This window comes from Lelliottia sp. JS-SCA-14 (assembly GCF_035593345.1).
Taxonomy (GTDB): Bacteria; Pseudomonadota; Gammaproteobacteria; order Enterobacterales; family Enterobacteriaceae; genus Enterobacter; species Enterobacter wanjuensis.
The window spans coordinates 504416-528571 of the sequence record NZ_CP141606.1; the positions used below are offsets into that span (position 1 = coordinate 504416).

At 56.8% G+C, this 24156-nt stretch carries 19 protein-coding genes and 3 tRNA genes; 18 read left to right on the forward strand and 4 right to left on the reverse strand.

Annotation, left to right across the window (positions count from 1 at the left end):
* The first annotated feature begins 39 nt into the window (after positions 1-39).
* A complete protein-coding gene (gene epmA / locus U9O48_RS02380; RefSeq protein WP_285157636.1) occupies positions 40-1017 on the forward strand; it encodes an elongation factor P--(R)-beta-lysine ligase in 978 nt (325 codons plus the stop codon).
* Between the two features lie 112 nt (positions 1018-1129).
* On the opposite strand, the gene mscM is transcribed toward epmA, so the two are convergent.
* From mscM to rsgA, 3 genes are all read right to left on the reverse strand, one after another.
* Entirely contained in the window at positions 1130-4441 is a 3312-nt protein-coding gene (gene mscM, locus U9O48_RS02385) for a miniconductance mechanosensitive channel MscM (protein WP_324723438.1), read from the reverse strand.
* A gap of 17 nt (positions 4442-4458) precedes the next feature.
* The gene (gene asd, locus U9O48_RS02390; RefSeq protein WP_324723439.1) at positions 4459-5427 is read right to left on the reverse strand and encodes an archaetidylserine decarboxylase; all 969 of its coding nucleotides are present in this window, start codon (positions 5425-5427) and stop codon (positions 4459-4461) included.
* Positions 5428-5524: 97 nt separating this feature from the next.
* Positions 5525-6577, reverse strand: a complete 1053-nt coding sequence (gene rsgA, locus U9O48_RS02395; RefSeq protein WP_324723440.1) for a small ribosomal subunit biogenesis GTPase RsgA — start codon at positions 6575-6577, stop codon at positions 5525-5527.
* A 107-nt stretch (positions 6578-6684) separates the two neighbouring features.
* Between rsgA and orn the strand changes: the two genes are divergently transcribed.
* The 4 genes from orn (at position 6685) to U9O48_RS02415 (ending at position 7749) form a co-directional block, all read left to right on the forward strand.
* The gene (orn, locus tag U9O48_RS02400; protein WP_324723441.1) at positions 6685-7230 is read left to right on the forward strand and encodes an oligoribonuclease; all 546 of its coding nucleotides are present in this window, start codon (positions 6685-6687) and stop codon (positions 7228-7230) included.
* Between the two features lie 209 nt (positions 7231-7439).
* A tRNA-Gly gene (locus U9O48_RS02405) sits at positions 7440-7515 on the forward strand.
* Between the two features lie 46 nt (positions 7516-7561).
* Positions 7562-7637: transfer RNA gene (locus U9O48_RS02410), tRNA-Gly, on the forward strand.
* A gap of 36 nt (positions 7638-7673) precedes the next feature.
* Positions 7674-7749, forward strand: a tRNA-Gly gene (locus U9O48_RS02415).
* A gap of 270 nt (positions 7750-8019) precedes the next feature.
* Here U9O48_RS02415 and queG read toward each other — a convergent pair.
* Positions 8020-9159, reverse strand: coding sequence for a tRNA epoxyqueuosine(34) reductase QueG (gene queG / locus U9O48_RS02420; RefSeq protein ID WP_285153566.1), 1140 nt, complete (start codon positions 9157-9159; stop codon positions 8020-8022).
* Here queG and nnr point away from each other — a divergent pair.
* The 13 genes from nnr to rnr all read left to right on the forward strand — a co-directional run bounded on the left by nnr (position 9158) and on the right by rnr (position 24148).
* The gene (gene nnr / locus U9O48_RS02425; RefSeq protein WP_324723442.1) at positions 9158-10684 is read left to right on the forward strand and encodes a bifunctional ADP-dependent NAD(P)H-hydrate dehydratase/NAD(P)H-hydrate epimerase; all 1527 of its coding nucleotides are present in this window, start codon (positions 9158-9160) and stop codon (positions 10682-10684) included. The genes queG and nnr overlap by 2 nt on opposite strands.
* Positions 10677-11138, forward strand: coding sequence for a tRNA (adenosine(37)-N6)-threonylcarbamoyltransferase complex ATPase subunit type 1 TsaE (gene tsaE / locus U9O48_RS02430; RefSeq protein WP_282493304.1), 462 nt, complete (start codon positions 10677-10679; stop codon positions 11136-11138). The genes nnr and tsaE overlap by 8 nt, the downstream gene beginning before the upstream one ends.
* Before the next feature lie 16 nt (positions 11139-11154).
* Positions 11155-12498, forward strand: a complete 1344-nt coding sequence (gene amiB / locus U9O48_RS02435) for an N-acetylmuramoyl-L-alanine amidase AmiB (RefSeq protein ID WP_324723444.1) — start codon at positions 11155-11157, stop codon at positions 12496-12498.
* A 9-nt stretch (positions 12499-12507) separates the two neighbouring features.
* Entirely contained in the window at positions 12508-14349 is a 1842-nt protein-coding gene (mutL, locus tag U9O48_RS02440) for a DNA mismatch repair endonuclease MutL (RefSeq protein ID WP_324723445.1), read from the forward strand.
* Positions 14342-15292, forward strand: coding sequence for a tRNA (adenosine(37)-N6)-dimethylallyltransferase MiaA (miaA, locus tag U9O48_RS02445; RefSeq protein WP_282493307.1), 951 nt, complete (start codon positions 14342-14344; stop codon positions 15290-15292). The genes mutL and miaA overlap by 8 nt, the downstream gene beginning before the upstream one ends.
* Positions 15293-15377: 85 nt before the next feature.
* Complete coding sequence (gene hfq, locus U9O48_RS02450; RefSeq protein WP_006810391.1) at positions 15378-15689, forward strand: RNA chaperone Hfq; 312 nt, start codon at positions 15378-15380, stop codon at positions 15687-15689.
* A gap of 74 nt (positions 15690-15763) precedes the next feature.
* Positions 15764-17044, forward strand: a complete 1281-nt coding sequence (gene hflX, locus U9O48_RS02455; RefSeq protein WP_100777896.1) for a ribosome rescue GTPase HflX — start codon at positions 15764-15766, stop codon at positions 17042-17044.
* 60 nt (positions 17045-17104) lie between these two features.
* Complete coding sequence (hflK, locus tag U9O48_RS02460) at positions 17105-18367, forward strand: FtsH protease activity modulator HflK (protein WP_282493308.1); 1263 nt, start codon at positions 17105-17107, stop codon at positions 18365-18367.
* A 2-nt stretch (positions 18368-18369) separates the two neighbouring features.
* On the forward strand, positions 18370-19374 hold the full coding sequence (hflC, locus tag U9O48_RS02465; protein WP_282493309.1) for a protease modulator HflC: 1005 nt from the start codon (positions 18370-18372) through the stop codon (positions 19372-19374).
* A 71-nt stretch (positions 19375-19445) separates the two neighbouring features.
* Positions 19446-19643: a DUF2065 domain-containing protein gene (locus U9O48_RS02470; protein WP_095280484.1), complete on the forward strand. Its 198-nt coding sequence runs from the start codon at positions 19446-19448 to the stop codon at positions 19641-19643.
* Positions 19644-19745: 102 nt separating this feature from the next.
* Positions 19746-21044: an adenylosuccinate synthase gene (locus U9O48_RS02475; RefSeq protein WP_282493310.1), complete on the forward strand. Its 1299-nt coding sequence runs from the start codon at positions 19746-19748 to the stop codon at positions 21042-21044.
* Positions 21045-21236: 192 nt separating this feature from the next.
* Positions 21237-21662: a nitric oxide-sensing transcriptional repressor NsrR gene (gene nsrR, locus U9O48_RS02480; protein ID WP_282493311.1), complete on the forward strand. Its 426-nt coding sequence runs from the start codon at positions 21237-21239 to the stop codon at positions 21660-21662.
* 38 nt (positions 21663-21700) lie between these two features.
* A complete protein-coding gene (rnr, locus tag U9O48_RS02485; RefSeq protein WP_285150334.1) occupies positions 21701-24148 on the forward strand; it encodes a ribonuclease R in 2448 nt (815 codons plus the stop codon).
* Positions 24149-24156 lie beyond the last annotated feature (8 nt).

A 24156-nucleotide genomic window follows, 5' to 3' on the forward strand; every position in this document is an offset into this window, starting at 1 on the left:
TAGACTTCGTGCCCTTGTCTGAATCCGGAGAAAATTCCCATGAGCGAAACGGCCACCTGGCAGCCGAGCGCAACCATCCCTAACCTGTTAAAACGTGCAGCAATTATGGCAGAAATCCGCCGTTTCTTTGCTGACCGTGGTGTACTTGAGGTGGAAACGCCGTGCATGAGTCAGGCGACGGTGACCGATATTCATCTGGTCCCGTTTGAAACCCGTTTTGTCGGCCCAGGCCACTCTCAGGGGATGAATCTGTACCTGATGACCAGCCCGGAGTATCACATGAAGCGCCTGCTGGCGGCGGGCTGCGGCCCGGTGTATCAGCTTTGCCGCAGTTTCCGCAATGAAGAGATGGGGCGTCACCACAACCCGGAATTCACCATGCTGGAGTGGTATCGCCCGCACTACGACATGTACCGCCTGATGAACGAGGTGGACGATCTGCTGCAACAGGTGCTGGAGTGCGCCGGAGCCGAAACGCTCTCATACCAGCAGGCTTTCCAGCGTCATCTGGAAATCGACCCGCTGTCGGCGGACAAAACCCTGCTGCGTGAAGTGGCGGCGAAGCTAGATCTGAGCAATGTTGCGGATACCGAAGAAGATCGCGATACCCTGCTGCAGCTGCTGTTCACCTTTGGCGTTGAGCCGCAGATTGGTAAAGACCGCCCGACCTTTGTCTACCACTTCCCGGCGAGCCAGGCGTCTCTGGCGCAGATCAGCACCGAAGACCATCGCGTCGCCGAGCGCTTTGAGGTGTATTACAAAGGTATTGAGCTGGCGAATGGTTTCCACGAACTGACCGATGCCCGCGAACAGCAGCAGCGTTTCGAGCAGGACAACCGCAAGCGTACTGCGCGCGGCCTGCCGCAGCAGCCGATTGATATCAACCTGCTGGAAGCGTTAAAAGCCGGTCTGCCGGACTGCTCCGGCGTGGCGCTGGGCGTGGATCGTCTGGTGATGCTGGCGCTCGGCGCCGAGCAGCTTGGGGATGTGATTGCGTTTACGGTGGATCGGGCTTAGGTAAAAGCAAAAATCCTCTCTCAGAGAGGATTTTTTAGTGTGTTCTCCCTCTCCCTGTGGGAGAGGGTTGGGGTGAGGGCATCAGGCCGCACTGAATTAGTTCGCACTTACCTTACAAACTCCCCGCCGGCCGTTTCCTCGCCGCTGACGTCAACGTTCTTCCCGTTTTACGCCCGTCCAGTGTTTCCAGACGCATCTGGAACGGCGGGAATGGCATATCAATCCCGTGCTCGCGGAACCCGGCCAGAATCAGCTGGTGGATCTCATGGCGCAGCGGCATACGGTGTCCCATCTCGGCGGCGTAGATACGCAATTCGAAAATCTGAATCCCCTGCTGCAAATCGACCAGGAACACTTCCGGTGCCGGGTTGTCGATCACCAGTGAACAGCGCTCGGCGGCGGTATAGAGAATTTGCGTCACCTCTTCGCTGTTGGCATCGGATGGAGCCGGAACGGTCAGAACCACACGCGTCACGGAGTCGGACAGCGACCAGTTGATAAACTGCTCGGTGATGAACGCTTTGTTCGGCACGATGATCTCTTTGCGGTCCCAGTCGCTGATGGTGGTCGCACGAGTATTGATCTTGGTGATGCTCCCGGTCAGATCGCGGATCGTGACCGTATCGCCGATGCGGATCGGTTTTTCGAACAGAATGATCAGGCCCGAAATAAAGTTGGCGAAGATCTCCTGCAAACCAAAGCCCAGACCTACACCGAGTGCCGCGACCAGCCACTGCAGTTTCGACCATTCAATCCCAATCATCGAGAAGCCGACCAGCCCGCCAAACAGCAGGATCAGGTACTTGGTGATGGTGGTGATGGCGTATCCCGTGCCGGGGGTGAGATCCAGGTGCTGCAACAGCGCCAGCTCCAGCAGAGCAGGGAAGTTACGCACCAGCTGGGTGGTAATGATCAGCACCAGAATCGCGATTAACACCGCACCCAGGGTAATCGGCTCCAGGCTCTCGACGCCCTGTACCGTGGACGTCGCGTCCCACAGGGAGATGTTTTCAAGGAAGCCAAACGCCGAGTGGATTTCGGACCACAGCACGATCACCGACAGCAGCGCGATCAGCATCAGAATGGATCGCACCAGTCGCAGGGACTGGGTACTGATGGCATCCAGATCCAGTTCGACCTCATCCACTTCCGTCGTCCCTTCGGTGCTGCTGGTGCTGTGCGGATCGTCTTCGCCACGCGCGCGCTGGGCGAGGATCTCGGCGCGACGGTGTTTTGCGCGGTCAAACGCCAGTCGGCGGCGCTGAATCAGCATCCAGCGGCGGATAACGTGATAAACCACCAACAGCAGGAACCAGATCGCTACCGAGGTTTCGAGACGCGCGAGCAGGGCCTGGGCGGTCGCCAGATACCCGACTGCGGCGGCCAGAATCGCGACCAGCGGTGCGCTGAGGAGCAGGTTCCACAGCATGCGGTTCACCATGTTTTCGCCGCTGCCGCTTTTGTCGACATACAGCGGAATACCGGCGCGTTTCAGGCTCAGGGTCACCATCGCCAGCGCACCGCAGATCAGCATGAAGCACAGGCGCCCTAAGGAGCCGGAAAACTCACGGTCGTTGAGATTATCGAACATAATCAGCGCCATAATCAGCGGCACGATAAGCCCAATACTCATCAGGTAATAGCGCATCGCCCGCGTTACGCGCTGGCGCGGCCAGGCGAAGTGGGCGATAAACAGCCCGTTCGGGCGGGCAAAGGTGGCGCAAATCATCACCACCCACAGCAGCGGCACCGTAGCCGTCACGCCATCGCCAATCGCTACTGCGAGCGGATACGGCCAGGCTTCACGCAGGCCATAGCCCAGCGTCATCCACAGCACCGGCAGCGGAGACGCCACCAGAATCGACCAGAATACGGTGCGCAGCGTGAGCCAGAAGTGGTCCTGCGTCACCTTCCCGACGCGTGCGCTAGAACGTTCCAGGAAGCGGGTGAAGTGCCTGCGCGAGTAAATGCTAAAACCAACCAGAATCAACGCCCCGAGCAGCGGGAAAATCGTCTCTTTGCTGGTGAGGATCATCACGCCTGCTTTGCCCACCTGACCAAAGGTATCCAGTGAGATCAGGCGACGCAGATCCTGCACAATGTCGATCGGCCAGGAGATGCTCATCGGCCGTACGTCAGAAGTCCAGAACAGATAGCGGTGGGTGGCTTCGTTCACCTCTTTCAGCGCATCTTCCAGCTGACTATTGGACACTTTCAGCTTGGTCAGTTCCAGAATCAGCGTATCGCCGCCCTGCAGCAGAGAGTTCAGCAGTTCGCGCTGCGTGCGTAGCTGAGCTTCGAGAATACGGTTCTCTTCGCTGGTCAACGGCTCGCTATCCGCCTGATGCTGCTGACGGACTTGCGACTGTTTGTTAAGAAGATCTTCGTAGCGCAGGCGCTGGACGCGCAGCTGCGCCATTTCGGTGTCGAGCTGTTGCGGCTTAGGCATCTCCGGCAGACGCGCCACCTGAGCGCGTAAGGCTTCGCCCAGCAGATTCGACGAGCCCAGCCACTGGGACTGCTCGCGCAAGGTGTTCAGAGCCTGACGCACCTGCAAGGTCTGATTGGTCGCCTGACGCTGCTGCGAGGCGACGAGATCCATACGCTGGGCCTGCTGGTTCAGCGCGGCGGACAACTCGCGGTTGATCTTGAACTGAGCCACAATCCCGGCCGGGAGGTGCTCGCTGTTTTCCGCCAGCAGTTCGGTGCTCTCCAGCGCACGCTCGGCCTCGCGCTGACGCTGACTGTTGAGCTGATTGCGCAGGGCCTGCAGATAGGTATCGAGCTGCTGCCCCTGTTTCTGCGCCAGTTCGGAACGCATGCGCGCCAGTTCCTGACGGTTGTTAGCGGAGAGCTGGGCCAGCTCAAGCTCATCGACCTGGGCTTTGAGTTTGGCGGATTCGGCCTGCAGGCTGAGATTTTGCGGATTGTTGCCGGGCTGCGTGCCGATGCGGCGCTCAACTTCACTGAGCTGGCGGCGGGCATCGGTTTGCTGTTGCGGCAGCTGGCTGAGGGAGTCCGCGATTTCACGCGCGCGCTCTTGCTCCTGCTGCGCCTGACGGCTCTTCTCCAGCAGCTGACTGCTGACCTGCAGGATTTCCTGATTCAGAGCGTCGGTGCTCATACCCGAAGGAACGTCGCGCGGCTCGTCGCGCATGTTGTTCAGCTGCGAGCGGAGCGTCTGGGAGAGTTTGGGGAAGTTGTCGATAACCTGCTGATATTGCTCTGCGCGCTCGAGGGAACCTTTGCGTTCCTCAAGCGCGTTCAGCGCGGCCTGGAGCTGCTCAACGGCTTCCGGCTGGGCGGGTTTTGCCGCCTTCGCCTGCTCCAGTTCCTGAGATATCTGTTTGGCATCAGGGGCTGTCGCTGCGTACGCCCCTGTACTGAGGCACCAGGCCATCAGAAAAATGATAATCGGGCGCACTTCAGTAACCCCTTTGGTTAGCCTTGGTCTTTCTTATCGTCAACCAGCGGGCTGGCGTCGTGTTCGGCTTTGATCTCTTCGGCTGGCAGCGGTGCTGGCTCAGCGTCTGGCGTCACGAAGGTTTCGGTAGAAACGGCCAGCGGCTGACCGATTTTCGTCACGGACAGGCTAGAAAGCGTTTCAACCAGATCCACTTTACCCGGTGCGAACAGGTTGATCACCGTGGAACCCAGTTTGAAGCGACCCATCTCCTGACCTTTCAGCAGGGCAACGGAGCCTTCGCTTTCGCCAGCCGGCCAGGTCCAGCGTTTGATCACGCCTTCGCGCGGCGGGGTGATGGTGCCAGCCCACACGGTTTCGATGCTGCCTACAATGGTAGCACCGACCAGAATCTGCGCCATTGGGCCAAATTCAGTATCAAACAGGCAGATGACGCGCTCGTTACGGGCGAACAGGTTCGGGACGTTTTGCGCCGTCAGATGGTTCACGGAGAACAGATCGCCCGGCACGTAGATCATCTCACGCAGGATACCGTTGCATGGCATGTGAACGCGGTGATAGTCGCGCGGCGACAGGTAGGTGGTGACAAACGAGCCGTTGCGGAACAGATCCGCCATCAGGTAGTTACCCGCCAGCAGGGCTTCCACGCTGTAGTCGTGGCCTTTGGCCTGCAGGATTTTGTCTTCTTCAATTTTGCCGAGCTGGCTAATCACGCCGTCAGCAGGCATCACCAGCACGTTGGGGTCGGTATTCAGCGGGCGAACGTCATCGCGCAGTGGGCGGACGAAGAAATTGTTAAAGGTGCGATAGCTGGCGGTGTCCGGCTTCTGCGCCTCTTTCATGTCGACCTTGTAGTATTTAACGAACAGATCGATAACCAGCTTTGTCAGCCAGCCCGCTCGTTTGCTCGCGCCCCAGCCCGCCAGGCGGGTGAGCCATAGTTTAGGCAGAATGTATTGAAGCGAAAGTTTAAATGAGTTTAACAAGGTAGCCTCCAGGCCATTGTTTTGTCGTTCCTGATCCGGCTTCACAGAGCCGGAACCTGAAAAAAGGGGACGATTTTAGCGACGCTTAGCTTAGTTGTCAGTTATCAGAATCAGAAAAGTTTTTACGCGTTTTTACCTGATCCATGCTTTCGAGGATGCGGTGATAGTTGTAGAAACGGGTTTCGGCAATTTTCCCGTTTTCCACCGCTTCACGAATGGCGCAGCCAGGGTCGTTGTCGTGTTTACAGTCGCGGTATTTGCAAGCGCCTAAATATTCATGGAATTCGACAAATCCATTGAAGATTTGTTCCGGCTCAAGGTGCCAGAGACCAAATTCACGCACCCCTGGGGAGTCAATGACGTCGCCGCCGTGCGGGAAGTGGTACAGGCGCGAGGCCGTAGTGGTGTGCTGGCCAAGCCCTGAGTTGTCCGACACATCGTTGGTCAGAATCTCTTCCTGCAGCCCCAGCAGATTGTTTAACAGGCTGGATTTACCCACGCCAGACTGACCGGCGAAAATGCTGATGCGGTCGGTGAGCGCCTCTTCCAGCGGTTTCAGGCCATCTTTCTTGTGGCTGGAGACCATCAGCACGCGATAGCCAATCGCCCGGTAGATGTCCATCTGCTCGTTCACAAACGCCATGCCGTCTTCATCGAGCAGGTCGATTTTGTTCAGGACGATCAGCGGCTCGACCTCCAGCGTTTCGCAGGCGACGAGATAGCGGTCGATAATGTTGAGCGAAAGCTCGGGTAAGATCGCCGAGACAATCACGATCTGATTGATATTCGCGGCGATCGGTTTGACGCCGTCGTAGAAGTCGGGGCGTGTCAGAACGGACGTGCGCTCGTGAACCGCTTCGACGATCCCTTTTACGTTGACACCTTCGGACGCCGCTTTGCCCGGACGCCATACCACGCGATCACCGGTGACCAGTGAACGGATGGTGCGACGAATGTTGCAGCGGTGAACGCTACCGTCGGCGGCTTCCACATCGGCATGCATGCCGAAACGGCTGATGACCATGCCTTCGGTCTTTTCGCCAAACAGGTTGTCGTCATAATCGGGTTTCTCCGAAGTGGTCTTAAGACGGCGCTGATGGTTGGCACTCACACGGCGCTGTTGCCCTTTGGAGAGTTTATTTTTACTCAATCGTGCTGACTCCTGGTCGCCCGTATCGGGCAAAACCTCTATGATACACACTAATTAATACTAGTTAACCTGCTACAGCCGGTTATGCGAGAAGGGTGGAAAATAACATGAGCGCAGACGAAAACAACCTGATTTGGATCGATCTTGAAATGACCGGGCTGGATCCCGAGCGCGATCGCATCATTGAGATCGCCACGCTGGTGACCGATGCCAACCTGAACATTCTGGCAGAAGGGCCGACGATTGCCGTGCATCAGTCTGACGAACAGCTGGCGCTGATGGACGACTGGAACGTGCGCACCCATACCGGCAGCGGGCTGGTGGAACGCGTGAAAGCCAGCACCCAGGGCGATCGCGATGCCGAGCTGGCGACGATCGCGTTCCTGAAACAGTGGGTGCCTGAGGGGAAATCGCCGATCTGCGGTAACAGCATCGGCCAGGACCGTCGCTTCCTGTTCAAGTATATGCCGGAGCTGGAAGCCTATTTCCACTACCGTTATCTGGACGTGAGCACGCTGAAAGAGCTGGCGCGTCGCTGGAAACCAGAAATTCTGGATGGCTTTAAGAAACAGGGCACCCATCAGGCGATGGACGATATTCGTGAGTCGGTGGCAGAACTGGCGTATTACCGCGAAAACTTTATTCAGCTCTGATTTCAGATGGTTGCCGGGGGGCGGTTTCGCCTTACCCGGCCTATTCCGTCTGTTTTTGGTGTAAAAACATGCAAAGCGATGAATAATCCATCACTTGAACTGAATTTCGAAAAAATCGCTTTAAGGGGGGTTGCAGCTAAAAGGATTTCTCGTATAATGCGCCTCCCGTAACGACAGAGAATTACACGTTACGACAGCGTCAGATTTTTGCGGGAATAGCTCAGTTGGTAGAGCACGACCTTGCCAAGGTCGGGGTCGCGAGTTCGAGTCTCGTTTCCCGCTCCAAAATTTGAAAGTATCGCAAGATACGCGCAGCACCAGGACCACCCAAGCGGGAATAGCTCAGTTGGTAGAGCACGACCTTGCCAAGGTCGGGGTCGCGAGTTCGAGTCTCGTTTCCCGCTCCAAAATTTGAAAAGTGTCGTCAGACACGCACCACCCAAGCGGGAATAGCTCAGTTGGTAGAGCACGACCTTGCCAAGGTCGGGGTCGCGAGTTCGAGTCTCGTTTCCCGCTCCAAATTCTTCTTCATACCCAGTTTATCCACAGCGAAGTCTTTCGTTGGGGACATTTTCTATTGCTTCTGACAAACTCTTGTAAACAGAGTTATCCACAGATCCTGCTATTATTCCTGAACCGCCAAAACCTTCGCACGGTGAACGGTATATCCGTAACTTATTGAAGTTGATATATAAAATTTGATTTCAAAATGTTATTGAGATCACTTGACCTGTCTGCAAAGCCTGATGGTGCCTGACTTCGTGATTTTATTCACAGGCTGTGAATAGTTCAGGCGTCGCGCGGAAGCCCTTTTTCGACCACCCGAACCAGACGCTGTTTCTTCGGCAATTGCACCTCAACGACACAGGCGTTTCGCTTCTCGATTTGCTGCGCAATCGCCCACTCTATGTGTTCGTCGAGAAGTGGGTGCTCACCTCGGCGCGTTTCAAGCGCCTGGATAGTGGCTTCGTCCCAGGGGGCATTTCCCAGGGCCACGGCAATATTTCGCAGCCAGCGCAGATGTCCGATACGACGGATCGCCGAACCTTCGGTGATTCGCAGAAACTTAGTTTCATCCCAGGCAAACAGCTCCGTCAGTTTCGGGGCGTGTAAGGCTTTGCGCGGGCTGAAATCGTCTTCGTCCGTGAGCTGCGAATAGCGATTCCACGGGCAGATGAGCTGGCAATCGTCACAGCCGTAAATCCGGTTGCCAATCAGCGGGCGGAACTCTTCCGGGATCGCCCCTTCAAGCTCAATCGTGAGATACGAGATACAGCGGCGTGCATCCACGGTATAGGGCTCGACAATCGCTCCTGTCGGGCAGATGGTCATGCAGGCCACGCAGCGCCCACAGCCCTCTTCAACCGGGCCGTCGACCGGCAGCGGCAAATCAATCAGCAATTCACCGAGAAAAAAGAACGAACCTGCATCGCGGCTTAAGATAAGTGAGTGCTTACCTGTCCATCCAAGTCCGGCTTTTTCGGCAATGGGGCGCTCAAGGATAGGCGCGGAGTCGACAAAGGGTCTAAAATTCAGCGAGCCACAGTGCTGCTGAATAGTTTCCCCGAGTTTTTTTAAGCGGTTACGCAGAAGCTTGTGATAATCACGCCCGAGGGCATAACGGCTGACGTAACCCAATGAAGGATCTTTCAGCGTGCGGGCAAACGCCGCGTTGGCGGGAAGGTAGTTCATGCGAACGCTAATGACGCGCAGCGTCCCCGGCAAAAGCTCGTGGGGCCGGGCGCGCATCATGCCGTGACGCGCCATCCACTCCATTTCGCCGTGGTATTGTTTGTCCAGCCAGGCCTGCAGTTTTGGCTCGCTCGCGGAAAGGTCCGTATCGGTGATACCGACTTTCTGAAAGCCAAGCTCAGCGCCCCACTGTTTAATGTTTTGCGCTAACTGATTGAGATCGAGGGGCTGTGACATGACGGACCATACAGTGAAGAAAATCCCCGCAAGTATACCACATTCCATCTGGCCTGCGGACGCCCTGCGTCGCGCCGAAAAAGAGGCCGCTGACAGCCTCGGCATTACCCTCTACGAACTGATGTGCCGCGCAGGCGATGCGGCGTTCAGCGTCGCGCATGAGGCCTATCCGCGCGCCACGCATTGGTTGATTCTCTGCGGTCATGGCAACAACGGCGGCGACGGTTATGTCGTCGCTCGTCTGGCAGCCGCCGCTGGCATAAACGTGACCTTGCTGGCGCTGGAGAGCGACAAACCCTTGCCGGAAGAGGCGAGCGAGGCCCGCGATGCCTGGCTGAACGCCGGGGGCGTGATCCACGCTGCGGATATCGTCTGGCCGGAGGGAGTTGACCTTATTGTGGATGGCCTGCTCGGTACTGGCCTCAAACAGGCTCCCCGCGACAAGGTGGCAACACTGATTGACCATGCGAATGCCCATCCCGCGCCGGTGATCGCGCTGGATATCCCATCGGGACTGGTCGCGCAAACGGGGGCGACGCCGGGCGCGGTGATTCACGCCGCGGCCACCGTGACCTTTATCGCCCTCAAACCCGGATTACTGACCGGTAAAGCGCGCGATGTCGTGGGTAAACTTCACCATCATGCGTTAGGCCTGGATAGCTGGCTGGCAGCCCAGGAGACGGGTATCGCCCGTTATGACGCCTCGCAGCTTGCCCGGTGGCTACCGCCGCGCCGTCCGACGTCCCATAAAGGCGACCACGGGAAACTGGTGATTATCGGTGGCGATCGCGGCACGGCGGGGGCGATTCGCATGACCGGAGAAGCCGCTCTGCGCGCGGGTGCGGGCCTTGTGCGAGTGCTCACTCGCATCGAGAATATCCCGCCAATCATCACTGCCCGGCCAGAGCTGATGGTGCATGAGCTGACGCCGCAATCCCTCGAAGAGAGCCTGGCGTGGGCGGACGTCGTGGCGATAGGGCCAGGACTGGGTCAGCAGGAGTGGGGCAAAAAAGCGCTGCAGAAAGTCGAGAACTGCCGCAAACCCATGCTGTGGGACGCCGACGCGCTGAACCTTCTGGCAATCAATCCTGATAAACGTCACAATCGCATCCTGACGCCACACCCCGGCGAGGCCGCGCGGCTGCTTAACTGCAGCGTCGCAGAAATTGAAAGCGATCGCTTACTTTCTGCGCAGCGTCTGGTAAAACGTTATGGAGGTGTTGCGGTTCTGAAAGGGGCAGGCACGATTGTGGCCTGTGAATCTGGCGCGTTGGGCATTATCGACGCGGGCAATGCGGGAATGGCGAGTGGCGGAATGGGCGATGTGCTCTCCGGCATTATCAGCGCCTTGCTGGCACAGAAACTTACCCCTTATGATGCTGCCATTGCAGGCTGTGTGGCGCACGGCGCGGCAGCCGACAGGCTGGCTGCGCAGTACGGTACGCGCGGCATGCTGGCCACCGATCTTTTTGACACGCTGCGGCGTGTTGTTAACCCGGATGTGATTGACGTAGAAAATGACTAATCGAGTGATCGCTTTACCCGACGAGCAGGCAACTTTGGATCTTGGCAAACGCCTGGCGCAGGCCTGCGAAGGGGCAACCGTCATCTATTTGTACGGTGATTTGGGCGCGGGTAAAACCACCTTCAGCCGCGGCTTTTTGCAGGCGCTGGGCCATAAAGGGAATGTGAAAAGCCCGACCTATACCCTGGTTGAGCCTTACGAACTCGACAATTTGAGGGTGTATCACTTCGATCTCTACCGTCTTGCGGACCCAGAGGAGCTGGAATTTATGGGTATCCGTGACTATTTCGCCAACGATGCCATTTGCCTGGTGGAGTGGCCGCAACAAGGTGCGGGTGTGTTGCCTGACCCGGATGTCGAAATTCACTTAGATTACCAGGCGCAAGGGCGTGAGGCACGCATCAGTGCAGTTTCCTCATCAGGCTGTTCCTTGCTGGCTCGTTTAGCCAGCTGAATGAAGGGATAACGGGATGATTAATCGCGTTAAAGGTTGGCTGCTGGCCGCAACGGTGCTGCTGTGCGCGCAGGCCGGTGCGGCAAGTTTATCGGACATTCAGGTGTCCAACGGTGATTCGCAGGCGCGCATCACCTTCAGTTTCATGGGCGATCCCGATTACGCCTTTACCCAGGTCGATAAACGTAGCGTCGCGCTGGATATCAAACAGACCGGCGTGATTCAGGGCTTGCCGCTGCAGTTTAGCGGTAACAACCTGGTCAAAAGTATTCGCTCCGGCAATGCGCAAGATCCTCAGTCTTTGCGACTGGTGGTCGATCTGACGCAGAACGGCAAAACCCGCGCGGTGAAGCAGCAAAACGGCGCGAACTACACCGTGGTCTTTACCATTAACGCCGATGTCCCGCCGCCTCCACCTCCGCCGCCTGCACCTGTCGTGGCACAGCGCGTGGAGCAGCCGGTGGTCGCTCCGCGCCCGTCTGAACCGGCGCGAAATCCGTTCAAAGCGCAAAACGATCGCATCACCAGCGTCACCAGCAGCAATACCGTGACGCGCCCGGCGGCACGTGCGCGGGCGGTGTCGTCCGATGAGAAAGTCATTATCGCTATTGATGCCGGCCACGGCGGCCAGGATCCTGGCGCGATTGGGCCGGGCGGTACGCAGGAGAAAAGCGTCACTATCTCGATTGCCCGTAAGCTGCGCGCCCTGCTGAATGACGATCCGATGTTCAAAGGGGTGATGACCCGCGACGGCGACTACTTTATCTCGGTGATGGGCCGTTCCGACGTCGCGCGTAAACAGAACGCCAACTTCCTGGTGTCGATCCACGCGGATGCCGCGCCAAACCGCAGTGCGACCGGTGCGTCGGTATGGGTGCTGTCGAACCGCCGTGCGAATAGCGAAATGGCGAACTGGCTCGAAGAGCACGAGAAGCAGTCGGAACTGCTCGGCGGCGCGGGTGACGTGCTGGCGAACAGCCAGTCCGACCCGTATCTCAGCCAGGCGGTGCTGGATTTACAGTTCGGTCATTCTCAGCGCGTCGGGTATGATGTGGCGACGAATGTGATTAGCCAGCTTCAGCGCGTCGGTGCGATCCACAAGCGCCGCCCTGAGCACGCGAGTTTAGGCGTGTTACGCTCCCCGGATATCCCGTCGATCCTGGTCGAAACCGGCTTTATCACCAATAACAACGAAGAGCGTCTGCTGGGCAGCGACAGCTATCAGCAGCAGATTGCCGATGCGATTTATAACGGTCTGCGCAATTACTTTTCCGCGCATCCGCTGCAGTCAGCGCCGCAAGGGGGCGCGGGTCAAACCGCCAGCGCCGCTCTGCCTGGCGAGATTAGCGCGACCAACTAAGGAGAATTCATGCCGATTCAGGTTCTGCCGCCGCAGCTTGCGAACCAAATCGCCGCCGGCGAGGTGGTGGAGCGTCCTGCTTCGGTTGTGAAAGAGCTGGTGGAAAACAGCCTCGATGCGGGCGCAACCCGCATTGATATTGATATCGAACGCGGCGGCGCAAAGCTGATTCGTATTCGGGACAACGGCTGCGGCATCAAAAAAGACGAGCTGGCTTTAGCGCTGGCTCGTCACGCCACCAGTAAAATTACCTCTCTTGACGATCTGGAAGCGATCATCAGCCTCGGTTTTCGCGGCGAAGCGCTGGCCAGTATCAGCTCCGTTTCCCGTCTGACGCTCACCTCACGCACTGCCGAACAGCAGGAAGCCTGGCAGGCCTATGCGGAAGGGCGTGACATGGACGTGACCGTCAAACCTGCCGCCCATCCCGTGGGCACCACGCTGGAAGTGCTGGATCTGTTCTACAACACCCCGGCGCGACGCAAGTTTATGCGCACCGAAAAAACCGAGTTCGGCCATATCGACGAGATCATTCGCCGTATCGCGCTGGCGCGTTTCGATGTGACGATCAATCTGAGCCATAACGGCAAAGTGATGCGTCAGTATCGTGCGGTGGCGGAAGGGGGTCAGAAAGAGCGTCGCTTAGGCGCGATCTGCGGAACCGGGTTCCTGGAACAGGCGCTGGCGATCGAGTGGCAGCATGGCGATCTCGCGATGCGCGGCTGGGTGGCCGATCCGAAAGCCATGAACGCCACGCTGGCGGAGATCCAGTACTGCTACGTTAACGGCCGCATGATGCGCGATCGGCTGATCAACCATGCGATCCGCCAGGCCTGTGAAGACAAGCTCGGCGCGGATCAGCAGCCTGCTTTTGTTCTCTATCTTGAAATCGATCCGCACCAGGTGGACGTTAACGTCCATCCCGCCAAGCACGAAGTGCGTTTCCATCAGTCGCGACTGGTCCACGATTTTATCTATCAGGGCGTGCTGAGCGTGTTACAGCAGCAGGCTGAACCTTCGCTGCCGCTGGTGGAAGAGACGGTTGCGCCACGCCCGATCCCGGAAAACCGCGTGGCGGCGGGCCGTAATCAGTTTGCCGAACCGGCTGTCGCGCGTGAGCCTGAGACGCCGCGCTATTCATCTGGCGGTCAGGCACCACGCCCGAGCGGGGCGAATTATCCCCATGCGCCGGGGTATCAAAAACAGCAGGGTGCGCTCTACAGCAAATTGCTGGATACTCCGGCCGTGGAGCGTAAAGAGCCTGTGGCGCCATCGGCCCCGGCGCTGGAAGGGCACAGCCAGAGTTTTGGCCGGGTGCTGACGATCGTTGCCCCGGATATGGCGCTGCTTGAGCGCGACGGGAAGCTGGCGCTGCTGGCGCTACCGGTTGCGGAACGCTGGCTGAAACAGGCACAGCTGACGCCAGGCGCAAACGCGGCCTGCGCCCAGCCGCTGTTGATTCCGGTGCGGCTCAAAATTTCCGCGGACGAAAGCATAGTATTAACGCGCGTTGAGTCCCTGTTGGCGGAAATGGGCATACAATTTGTGTTAGAGGCCCATCATGTGACGATTCGCGCGGTGCCTTTACCCTTACGCCAACAAAATTTACAAAACTTGATTCCTGAACTGATAGGCTACCTGGCGCAGCAAACGACCGTTGATGCCACCAATACCGCCCAGTGGATTGCCCGCCATTTAGCGAGCGACCACCATCCGTGGAGTATGGCGCAAGCCATTACCGTATTGGCAGAAGTTGAACGTCTTTGCCCTCATTTGGTCAAAGCACCGCCGGGTGGTTTATTACAACGTGTTGATTTAGATTCGGCGATGAATGCCCTGAAAAATGAGTGATGTGAGTAAGGCAAGCCTGCCAAAGGCGATATTTTTAATGGGCCCAACGGCCTCGGGCAAAACCGCGTTAGCCATTGAGCTACGTAAAGTTTTGCCAGTAGAGTTGATTAGCGTCGATTCCGCCCTTATTTATCAAGGGATGGATATCGGCACGGCAAAGCCAGACGCAGACGAACTGCGCGCGGCACCGCACCGACTGCTGGACATTCTCGACCCGGCGCAGGCTTACTCCGCAGCGGATTTTCGCCGCGATGCGCTGGCGCAAATGGCCGAGATTACCGCAGCGGGCCGGATTCCGCTGTTAGTCGGCGGAACCATGCTCTATTTCAAGGCGCTGCTGGAGGGGTTATCACCCTTGCCATCCGCGAACCCTGAAGTGAGAGCCAGAATTGAGCAGCAGGCGGCAGAGCAGGGATGGGGCGCGTTGCACAAACAACTGGAAGAGGTTGATCCGGTTGCCGCAGCACGGATTCATCCAAATGATCCGCAAAGGCTTTCCCGGGCACTGGAAGTTTTTTTCATTTCGGGTAAAACTTTAACGGAACTGACGCAAACGTCAGGAGAAGCTCTGCCGTATCAGGTGCATCAGTTCGCCATCGCCCCGGCGAGCCGTGAACTGCTCCATCAGCGAATTGAGCAGCGTTTTCATCAGATGTTAGCTTCAGGTTTTGAAGCAGAAGTGCGGGCGCTTTTTGCTCGCGGAGATTTGCATACGGACATGCCTTCCATTCGTTGTGTCGGATACCGCCAGATGTGGTCTTACATTGAAGGCGAGATTTCATACGATGAAATGGTTTATCGAGGTGTTTGCGCCACCAGACAGTTAGCGAAACGCCAGATAACCTGGTTGCGCGGTTGGGACGGAATCCACTGGTTAGACAGTGAGAAGCCAGACCAGGCGTACAACGAAGTTTTACAGGTTGTGGGTGCTATCGCAGACTGAATGTGTACAATTAACTCGTATCGTGCGCAATTTTTCAGAATCGCAAGGTTCTAAGTACATAACAAGCATATAAGGAAAAGATAGAATGGCTAAGGGGCAATCTTTACAAGATCCGTTTCTGAACGCATTGCGTCGTGAACGTGTTCCAGTTTCTATTTATTTGGTGAATGGTATTAAGCTGCAAGGTCAGATTGAATCTTTCGATCAGTTCGTGATCCTGTTGAAAAACACGGTCAGCCAGATGGTTTATAAGCACGCTATCTCTACTGTTGTTCCGTCCCGTCCAGTATCTCATCACAGCAACAACGCTGGCGGCGGCACCGGTAGTAACTACCATCACGGCAGCAACGCACAGGGTTCTTCTGCACCTGCGCAGGACAGCGAAGAAACCGAATAAGGTAACGGGCTGTTTTTCCACACGGGGAGCCAGGTTTCTGCGTTCCCCGCTGATTTATTTTGAGGATAATACGCTTGTTTGACCGTTATGATGCCGGTGAGCATGCGGTACTGGTACACATCTATTTTACGCAAGACAAAGATATGGAAGACCTCCAGGAGTTTGAAGCTCTGGTCTCTTCCGCCGGTGTCGAAGCATTACAGGTGATTACCGGTAGCCGTAAAGCGCCGCACCCAAAGTTTTTTGTTGGTGAAGGTAAAGCAGTCGAAATTGCGGAAGCCGTAAAAGCAACCGGCGCGTCCGTCGTGCTGTTTGACCATGCGCTATCTCCGGCTCAAGAGCGTAACCTGGAAGCCCTGTGCGAATGTCGCGTTATCGACCGTACGGGACTGATTTTAGATATTTTTGCTCAGCGTGCACGTACCCACGAGGGGAAACTGCAGGTTGAGCTGGCGCAATTGCGCCATCTGGCCACGCGTCTTGTGCGCGGCTGGACCCACCTTGAAAGGCAAAAAGGCGGGATTGGTTTGCGCGGTCCGGGTGAAACCCAGCTCGAAACCGACCGTCGACTGCTGCGTGGTCGTATTACCCAGATCCTCTCACGTCTGGCGCGAGTCGAAAAACAGCGTGAGCAAGGACGTCGTTCGCGAACCAAAGCTGACATCCCGACGGTGTCGCTGGTGGGGTATACCAACGCCGGTAAATCCACCCTGTTTAACCAGATAACCGAGGCCAAGGTGTATGCCGCAGACCAGCTGTTTGCGACCCTTGACCCGACGCTGCGTCGCATCGACGTGGCGGATGTGGGTGAAACGGTGCTGGCGGATACCGTAGGGTTTATTCGCCATTTGCCGCACGATCTGGTGGCCGCGTTTAAAGCCACCTTGCAGGAGACGCGTCAGGCGACGCTGCTGCTGCATATCATCGACGCTGCGGATGTTCGCGTGCAGGAAAACATCGACGCGGTGAATACCGTGCTCGAAGAGATCGACGCGCACGAGATCCCGACGCTGCTGGTGATGAATAAAATCGATATGCTGGACGACTTCGAGCCACGTATCGACCGAGATGAAGAGAACAAACCGATTCGGGTCTGGCTTTCTGCCCAGACCGGTGTCGGTGTGCCACTACTTTTCCAGGCTTTGACAGAACGTCTTTCTGGTGAGGTGGCTCAGCACACGCTGCGTCTGCCGCCACAGGAAGGCAGGCTGCGCAGCCGGTTTTATCAGCTTCAGGCGATAGAAAAAGAGTGGATGGAGGATGACGGCAGCGTGGGGATGCAGGTGCGTATGCCGATCGTTGACTGGCGTCGCCTCTGTAAACAAGAACCTACGCTGGTGGACTACGTCGTCTGACCAGATAAAGGTGCACGAGCCTGAAAATTCGCCCTTGCATAACAAATATGGAGCATATACATGGCGTGGAATCAGCCCGGTAATAACGGACAAGACCGCGACCCGTGGGGAAGCAGCAATAATCAAGGCGGCAACTCTGGGGGAAATGGCAACAAAGGTGGTCGCGAGCAGGGGCCTCCTGATCTGGACGATATCTTTCGCAAGCTGAGCAAAAAGCTTGGTGGTTTCGGTACAGGTAAAGGCTCTGGCTCGGGTGGAAGTTCCACTCAGGGTCCGCGCCCGCACATGGGTGGCCGCGTAGTGAGCATCGTTGCTGCTGCCGTGGTCATCATTTGGGCTGCCAGCGGGTTCTACACCATTAAAGAAGCTGAACGCGGTGTGGTCACTCGTTTCGGTAAATTCAGCCATCTGGTTGAGCCGGGTCTGAACTGGAAGCCAACCTTCGTTGATAACGTGACCGCGGTAAACGTGGAATCGGTACGCGAACTGGCGGCGTCCGGCGTGATGCTGACCTCTGACGAGAACGTGGTGCGCGTTGAGATGAACGTGCAGTACCGCGTGACCGATCCGCAGCACTATCTGTTCAGCGTCACCAGCGCCGATGACAGTCTGCGTCAGGCCACCGACAGCGCCCTGCGTGGCGTGATCGGTAAATACACCATGGACCGTATTCTGACCGAAGGTCGTACCGTTATTCGTAGCGATACCCAGCGCGAGCTGGAAGAGACCATCCGTCCGTACAACATGGGTATCACCCTTCTGGACGTCAACTTCCAGGCTGCTCGTCCGCCGGAAGAGGTGAAAGCTGCCTTTGATGATGCGATTGCCGCGCGTGAAAACGAACAGCAATACATCCGTGAAGCGGAAGCCTACACCAACGAAGTGCAGCCGCGTGCGAACGGTCAGGCGCAGCGTATCCTCGAAGAGGCGCGTGCGTATAAGACTCAGACCATCCTGGAAGCCCAGGGTGAAGTGGCTCGCTTTGCGAAGCTCCTGCCAGAATATAAAGCTGCCCCGGAAATTACCCGTGAGCGTCTGTATATCGAGACCATGGAGAAAGTGCTGAGCCACACCCGTAAAGTGCTGGTGAATGACAGCAAAGGCGGCAATCTGATGGTGCTGCCACTGGACCAGATGCTGAAAGGCGGTAGTGCGCCTGCGGCAAAACAGGATACCAGCGGAGCCAATAACCTGTTGCGTCTGCCTCCGGCAGCCAGCAGCAATTCCAGCGCCAATACCACGTCTTCTTCAAGCGATGGTGACATCATGGACCAACGCCGTGCCAACGCACAGCGTAACGACAGCCAGCGTCAGGGGGAATAACGATGCGTAAGTCAGTTATTGCGATTATCATCATTGCGCTGGTCGTACTTTATACCTCCATCTTTGTGGTGAAAGAGGGCGAGCGCGGGATCACCATGCGCTTCGGTAAAGTTCTGCGTGACGATGAAAACAAACCGCTGGTCTTCGAGCCGGGTCTGCACTTTAAGCTCCCGATGATTGAATCAGTGAAAATGCTCGACGCCCGTATCCAGACCATGGATAACCAGGCCGACCGCTTCGTCACCAAAGAGAAAAAAGACCTGATCGTCGATTCTTACATCAAATGGCGTATCAGCGATTTCAGCCGTTACTACCTGGCAACGGGCGGCGGTGACGTCTCTCAGGCCGAAGTGCTGCTGAAACGTAAGTTCTCTGACCGTCTGCGTTCTGAAATTGGTCGTCTGGATGTGAAAGACATCGTGACCGATTCCCGTGGTCGTCTGACTCTGGAAGTCCGTGACGCGCTGAACTCCGGTACCGCGGGTACCGAAGACGAAGTGGCGACACCGGCGGCCGACGACGCGATTGCCAAAGCGGCTGAGCGCGTTCAGGCTGAAACCAACGGCAAAGTGGCGGTGATGAACCCGAACAGTATGGCGGCGTTAGGTATCGAAGTGGTCGATGTGCGTATCAAGCAGATCAACCTGCCTACCGAAGTGTCTGAAGCGATCTATAGCCGTATGCGCGCTGAGCGTGAAGCGGTTGCCCGTCGCCACCGTTCACAGGGTCAGGAAGAGGCTGAAAAGCTGCGCGCAACAGCGGATTACGAAGTGACGAAAACGCTGGCAGAATCCGAACGTCAGGGCCGCATTATGCGCGGTGAAGGCGATGCGGAAGCCGCGAAACTGTTTGCTGACGCGTTCAGCCAGGATCCGGATTTCTATGCCTTTATCCGTAGCCTGCGTGCGTACGAAAACAGCTTCCAGAGCAATCAGGATGTGATGGTGCTCAGCCCTGACAGCGATTTCTTCCGTTATATGAAGACGCCAGGCAACGCCACGCGATAAACTCATTCTCGTTTGAGTTATCAAACCACCGCTCTCAACGGAGCGGTGGTTTTCTTTTATAGGGAGCTAAAATGAATTCCACTATCTTGCTGGCGCTTGCTCTGGTTTTGGTCCTCGAAGGGCTGGGCCCGATGCTTTATCCGCGTGCCTGGCGTCGAATGATCGCCACCATGACACAATTGCCGGATAATATTTTACGTCGTTTTGGCGGGGGTCTTGTGGTTGCAGGAGTGGTGATCTACTACATGTTGAGGAAAACGATTGGCTGATCAAAAAGTGGTCGGATTTGCCTTATATTGAGGGCAAAAAGTGCTGTAACTCTGAAAAAGCGGTGGTAGAATCCATTTTTAAGCAATCGGTGATTTTGAAAAATGGGTAACAACGTTGTCGTACTGGGCACCCAATGGGGTGACGAAGGTAAAGGGAAGATTGTCGATCTTCTGACTGAACGTGCTAAATATGTTGTACGCTATCAGGGTGGTCACAACGCAGGCCATACTCTCGTAATCAACGGTGAAAAAACCGTCCTCCATCTTATTCCATCAGGCATTCTTCGTGAAAATGTGACCAGCATCATCGGTAACGGTGTTGTGCTGTCTCCTGCTGCGCTGATGAAAGAGATGAAAGGCCTGGAAGACCGTGGTATCCCGGTTCGTGAGCGTCTGCTGCTCTCCGAAGCCTGCCCGCTGATCCTCGACTATCACGTCGCACTGGATGTGGCGCGCGAAAAAGCACGTGGCGCGAAAGCTATCGGCACCACCGGCCGTGGTATCGGCCCTGCTTACGAAGATAAAGTTGCCCGTCGCGGTCTGCGCGTTGGCGACCTGTTCGACAAAGCCACCTTCGCTGAAAAACTGAAAGAAGTGATGGAATATCACAACTTCCAGTTGGTGAACTTCTACAAAGCTGACGCCGTTGACTACCAGAAAGTGCTGGATGATGTCATGGCGGTGGCTGACATCCTGACCGGTATGGTTGTGGATGTGTCCGATCTGCTGGACCAGGCGCGCAAGCGTGGCGATTTCGTCATGTTCGAAGGCGCGCAGGGTACGCTGCTGGATATCGACCACGGTACCTATCCGTACGTGACCTCCTCTAACACCACCGCCGGTGGCGTGGCGACGGGCTCTGGCCTGGGTCCGCGTTATGTGGATTACGTTCTGGGTATCATCAAAGCTTACTCCACTCGCGTGGGTGCAGGTCCATTCCCGACTGAGCTGTTTGATGACATCGGCGAGTTCCTGTGCAAGCAAGGTAACGAGTTTGGCGCGACCACCGGTCGTCGTCGTCGTACCGGCTGGCTGGATGCAGTTGCCGTGCGTCGCGCAGTGCAGATCAACTCCCTGTCTGGCTTCTGCCTGACCAAGCTGGACGTGCTGGACGGCCTGAAAGAAGTGAAAATCTGCGTCGGCTACCGTATGCCAGATGGCCGCGAAGTGACCACCACCCCGCTGGCGGCTGACGACTGGGAAGGTATCGAGCCGATCTACGAAACCATGCCAGGCTGGTCCGAAACCACCTTTGGTGTGAAAGAGCGTAGCGGTCTGCCGAAAGCGGCGCTGGATTACATCAAGCGTATCGAAGAACTGACCGAAGTGCCGATCGACATTATCTCTACCGGCCCTGACCGTACTGAAACCATGATTCTGCGCGACCCGTTCGACGCATAATCTGAGTGGTTAACGGCCTGCGGGAAGCCCCGCAGGCCGGATAAACGAAGTGCTATTTGGCAATCGCCTCCTGTTCCTCGCTTTTTCCCCCTTTCAGTCAAATAAATTAGCCGCTAAGTATCTGGCTGGTTTATCATCAATAGTGAATATCTCTGCGGTCTGACCGCGTTTTTCCCTTTTCCTGAGGTTGATGTGCAGTTAACGAGTTTCACCGATTACGGCTTACGTGCGCTGATTTACATGGCGTCGTTGCCACAAGGACAGATGACCAGTATCTCTGAGGTGACAGAGGTCTACGGCGTGTCCCGTAATCATATGGTCAAAATAATCAATCAACTTAGCCGTGCGGGATACGTAACTGCCGTCCGCGGGAAAAACGGGGGGATTCGTCTCGGTAAACCCGCACAGAGTATTCGTGTTGGGGATGTGGTACGTGAACTGGAGCCGCTGACTCTGGTGAATTGCAGCAGCGAGTTCTGCCACATCACTCCCGCTTGCCGCCTGAAAAAGGCGCTTTCTAAGGCTGTGCAAAGTTTTCTCAAGGAACTGGATAACTACACGCTGGCCGATTTGGTTGAAGAGAATCAACCGCTTTATAAATTATTGCTGGTGGAATGAAGAAAATTTCCACCGGAGCTGACAACGGAGGAACCGACATGTCACATGATCCTTTCCAGGAACGCGAAGCCGAAAAGTACGCGAATCCTATCCCAAGCCGCGAGTTCATCATCGAACACTTAACAAAACGCGAAAAACCCGCTAACCGTGAAGAACTTGCCGTTGAATTAAACATTGAAGGCGAAGAGCAAATTGAAGCCCTTCGTCGCCGCCTGCGCGCCATGGAGCGCGACGGCCAGTTGGTCTTTACCCGCCGTCAGTGCTATGCCCTGCCGGAACGTCTCGACCTGCTGAAAGGCATCGTCATCGGCCATCGCGATGGCTTTGGCTTCCTGCGCGTTGAAGGCCGCAAGGACGACCTGTACCTCTCATCTGAACAGATGAAGATGTGCATCCACGGCGATCAGATCCTGGCGCAGCCGCTAGGCGCTGACCGCAAGGGCCGCCGTGAGGCACGCGTGGTGCGTGTCCTGGTGCCTAAAACCAGCCAGATCGTCGGGCGTTACTTCACCGACGCTGGCGTGGGTTTTGTGGTGCCGGACGACAGCCGTCTGAGCTTCGACATCCTGATCCCGCCGGAAGAGGTGATGGGCGCGCGCATGGGCTTCGTGGTGGTGGTTGAACTCACCCAGCGTCCAACACGCCGTACCAAAGCGATCGGTAAGATCGTGGAAGTGCTGGGCGATAACATGGGCACCAGCATGGCCGTGGATATGGCGCTGCGTACTCATGAGATCCCTTACGTCTGGCCTGATGCCGTTGAAAACCAGGTCAAAGATCTGAAAGAACAGGTGCCGGAAGAGGCCAAAATCGGCCGCGTGGATCTGCGCGATCTGCCGCTGGTGACCATTGATGGCGAAGACGCACGCGACTTTGATGACGCCGTCTTCTGCGAGAAAAAACGCGGCGGCGGCTGGCGCCTGTGGGTGGCGATTGCCGACGTGAGCTATTACGTGCGCCCTAACACCCCGCTGGACAATGAAGCGCGCAGCCGTGGCACGTCCGTCTACTTCCCGTCGCAGGTGGTCCCAATGCTGCCGGAAGTGCTCTCCAACGGTTTGTGCTCCCTGAACCCGCAGGTTGATCGTCTGTGCATGGTCTGCGAAATGACCATCTCCACCAAAGGGCGTTTAACCGGCTACAAATTCTATGAAGCGGTGATGAGCTCGCACGCGCGCCTGACCTACACCAAAGTCTGGCACATGCTGCAGGGCGACCAGGAGCTGCGCGAGCAATACGCGCCGCTGGTCAAACATATCGAAGAGCTGCACAACCTCTACAAAGTGCTGGATCAGGCGCGCGAAGAGCGCGGCGGGATCTCCTTTGAGAGCGAAGAGGCGAAGTTCATCTTCAACGCCGAACGTCGCATCGAGCGTATCGAGCAGACGCAGCGTAACGATGCCCACAAGCTGATCGAAGAGTGCATGATTCTGGCGAACATCTCGGCGGCGCGTTTCGTTGAGAAAGCTAAAGAGCCTGCGCTGTTCCGTATTCACGATAAACCGACCACCGAAGCGATCACCGCGTTCCGTTCGGTGCTGGCGGAGCTGGGTCTGGAACTGCCGGGCGGCAGCAAACCAGAGCCGCGCGACTACGCCGAGCTGCTGGAGTCCATCGGCGATCGTCCTGACGCAGAGATGCTGCAAACCATGCTGCTGCGTTCGATGAAACAGGCGATTTACGATCCGGAAAACCGCGGTCACTTCGGCCTGGCGCTGCAGTCTTACGCGCACTTTACCTCGCCGATTCGTCGTTACCCGGATCTGTCGTTGCACCGCGCCATTAAGTATCTGCTGGCGCAGGAGCAGGGGCACAAAGGCAACACCACCGAAACCGGCGGCTACCACTACTCCATGGAAGAGATGCTCCAGCTGGGTCAGCACTGTTCGATGGCGGAACGCCGCGCCGACGAAGCGACGCGCGATGTGGCGGACTGGCTGAAGTGTGACTTCATGCTGGATCAGGTAGGCAACGTCTTTAGAGGCGTCATCGCCAGCGTCACCGGCTTTGGCTTCTTCGTGCGTCTCGACGAGCTGTTCATCGACGGTCTGGTCCACGTCTCCTCTCTGGACAACGACTACTATCGCTACGATCAGGTCGGTCAGCGTCTGACCGGTGAATCCGGCGGCCAGACTTACCGTCTGGGCGATCGCGTGGAAGTTAAAGTTGAAGCCGTGAACATGGACGAGCGTAAGATTGATTTCAGCCTGATCTCCAGCGAACGTGCGCCGCGTAACGTTGGGAAAACCGAGCGTGAGAAGGCCAGAAAAGGGCCGAACGGCAAAACCAGCGGTAAGCGCCGTCAGACCGGTAAAAAGGTGAACTTCGAGCCGGATGCCGCTTTCCGTGGTGATAAAGCCAAAGCTGCGCCGAAACCGCCGAAAGCGAAGAAAGAGAAAGGCGCGAAAAAGCCGTCGGCCAAGACTCAGAAAATAGCAGCCGCGACCAAAGCGAAGCGTGCGGCGAAGAAAAAAGTGGCGGAGTGATTTCCCCC

What these genes read in the sequence shown, in the direction of transcription:
- hflK (WP_282493308.1), top strand. Translation starts at nt 17,105, where the DNA reads ATGGCGTGGAATCAGCCCGGTAATAACGGACAAGACCGCGACCCGTGG.
- tsaE (WP_282493304.1), top strand. Translation starts at nt 10,677, where the DNA reads ATGACTAATCGAGTGATCGCTTTACCCGACGAGCAGGCAACTTTGGAT.
- queG (WP_285153566.1), bottom strand. Translation starts at nt 9,159, where the DNA reads ATGTCACAGCCCCTCGATCTCAATCAGTTAGCGCAAAACATTAAACAG.
- U9O48_RS02475 (WP_282493310.1), top strand. Translation starts at nt 19,746, where the DNA reads ATGGGTAACAACGTTGTCGTACTGGGCACCCAATGGGGTGACGAAGGT.
- hflC (WP_282493309.1), top strand. Translation starts at nt 18,370, where the DNA reads ATGCGTAAGTCAGTTATTGCGATTATCATCATTGCGCTGGTCGTACTT.
- amiB (WP_324723444.1), top strand. Translation starts at nt 11,155, where the DNA reads ATGATTAATCGCGTTAAAGGTTGGCTGCTGGCCGCAACGGTGCTGCTG.
- miaA (WP_282493307.1), top strand. Translation starts at nt 14,342, where the DNA reads ATGAGTGATGTGAGTAAGGCAAGCCTGCCAAAGGCGATATTTTTAATG.
- hfq (WP_006810391.1), top strand. Translation starts at nt 15,378, where the DNA reads ATGGCTAAGGGGCAATCTTTACAAGATCCGTTTCTGAACGCATTGCGT.
- rnr (WP_285150334.1), top strand. Translation starts at nt 21,701, where the DNA reads ATGTCACATGATCCTTTCCAGGAACGCGAAGCCGAAAAGTACGCGAAT.
- nnr (WP_324723442.1), top strand. Translation starts at nt 9,158, where the DNA reads ATGACGGACCATACAGTGAAGAAAATCCCCGCAAGTATACCACATTCC.
- orn (WP_324723441.1), top strand. Translation starts at nt 6,685, where the DNA reads ATGAGCGCAGACGAAAACAACCTGATTTGGATCGATCTTGAAATGACC.
- epmA (WP_285157636.1), top strand. Translation starts at nt 40, where the DNA reads ATGAGCGAAACGGCCACCTGGCAGCCGAGCGCAACCATCCCTAACCTG.
- U9O48_RS02470 (WP_095280484.1), top strand. Translation starts at nt 19,446, where the DNA reads ATGAATTCCACTATCTTGCTGGCGCTTGCTCTGGTTTTGGTCCTCGAA.
- mutL (WP_324723445.1), top strand. Translation starts at nt 12,508, where the DNA reads ATGCCGATTCAGGTTCTGCCGCCGCAGCTTGCGAACCAAATCGCCGCC.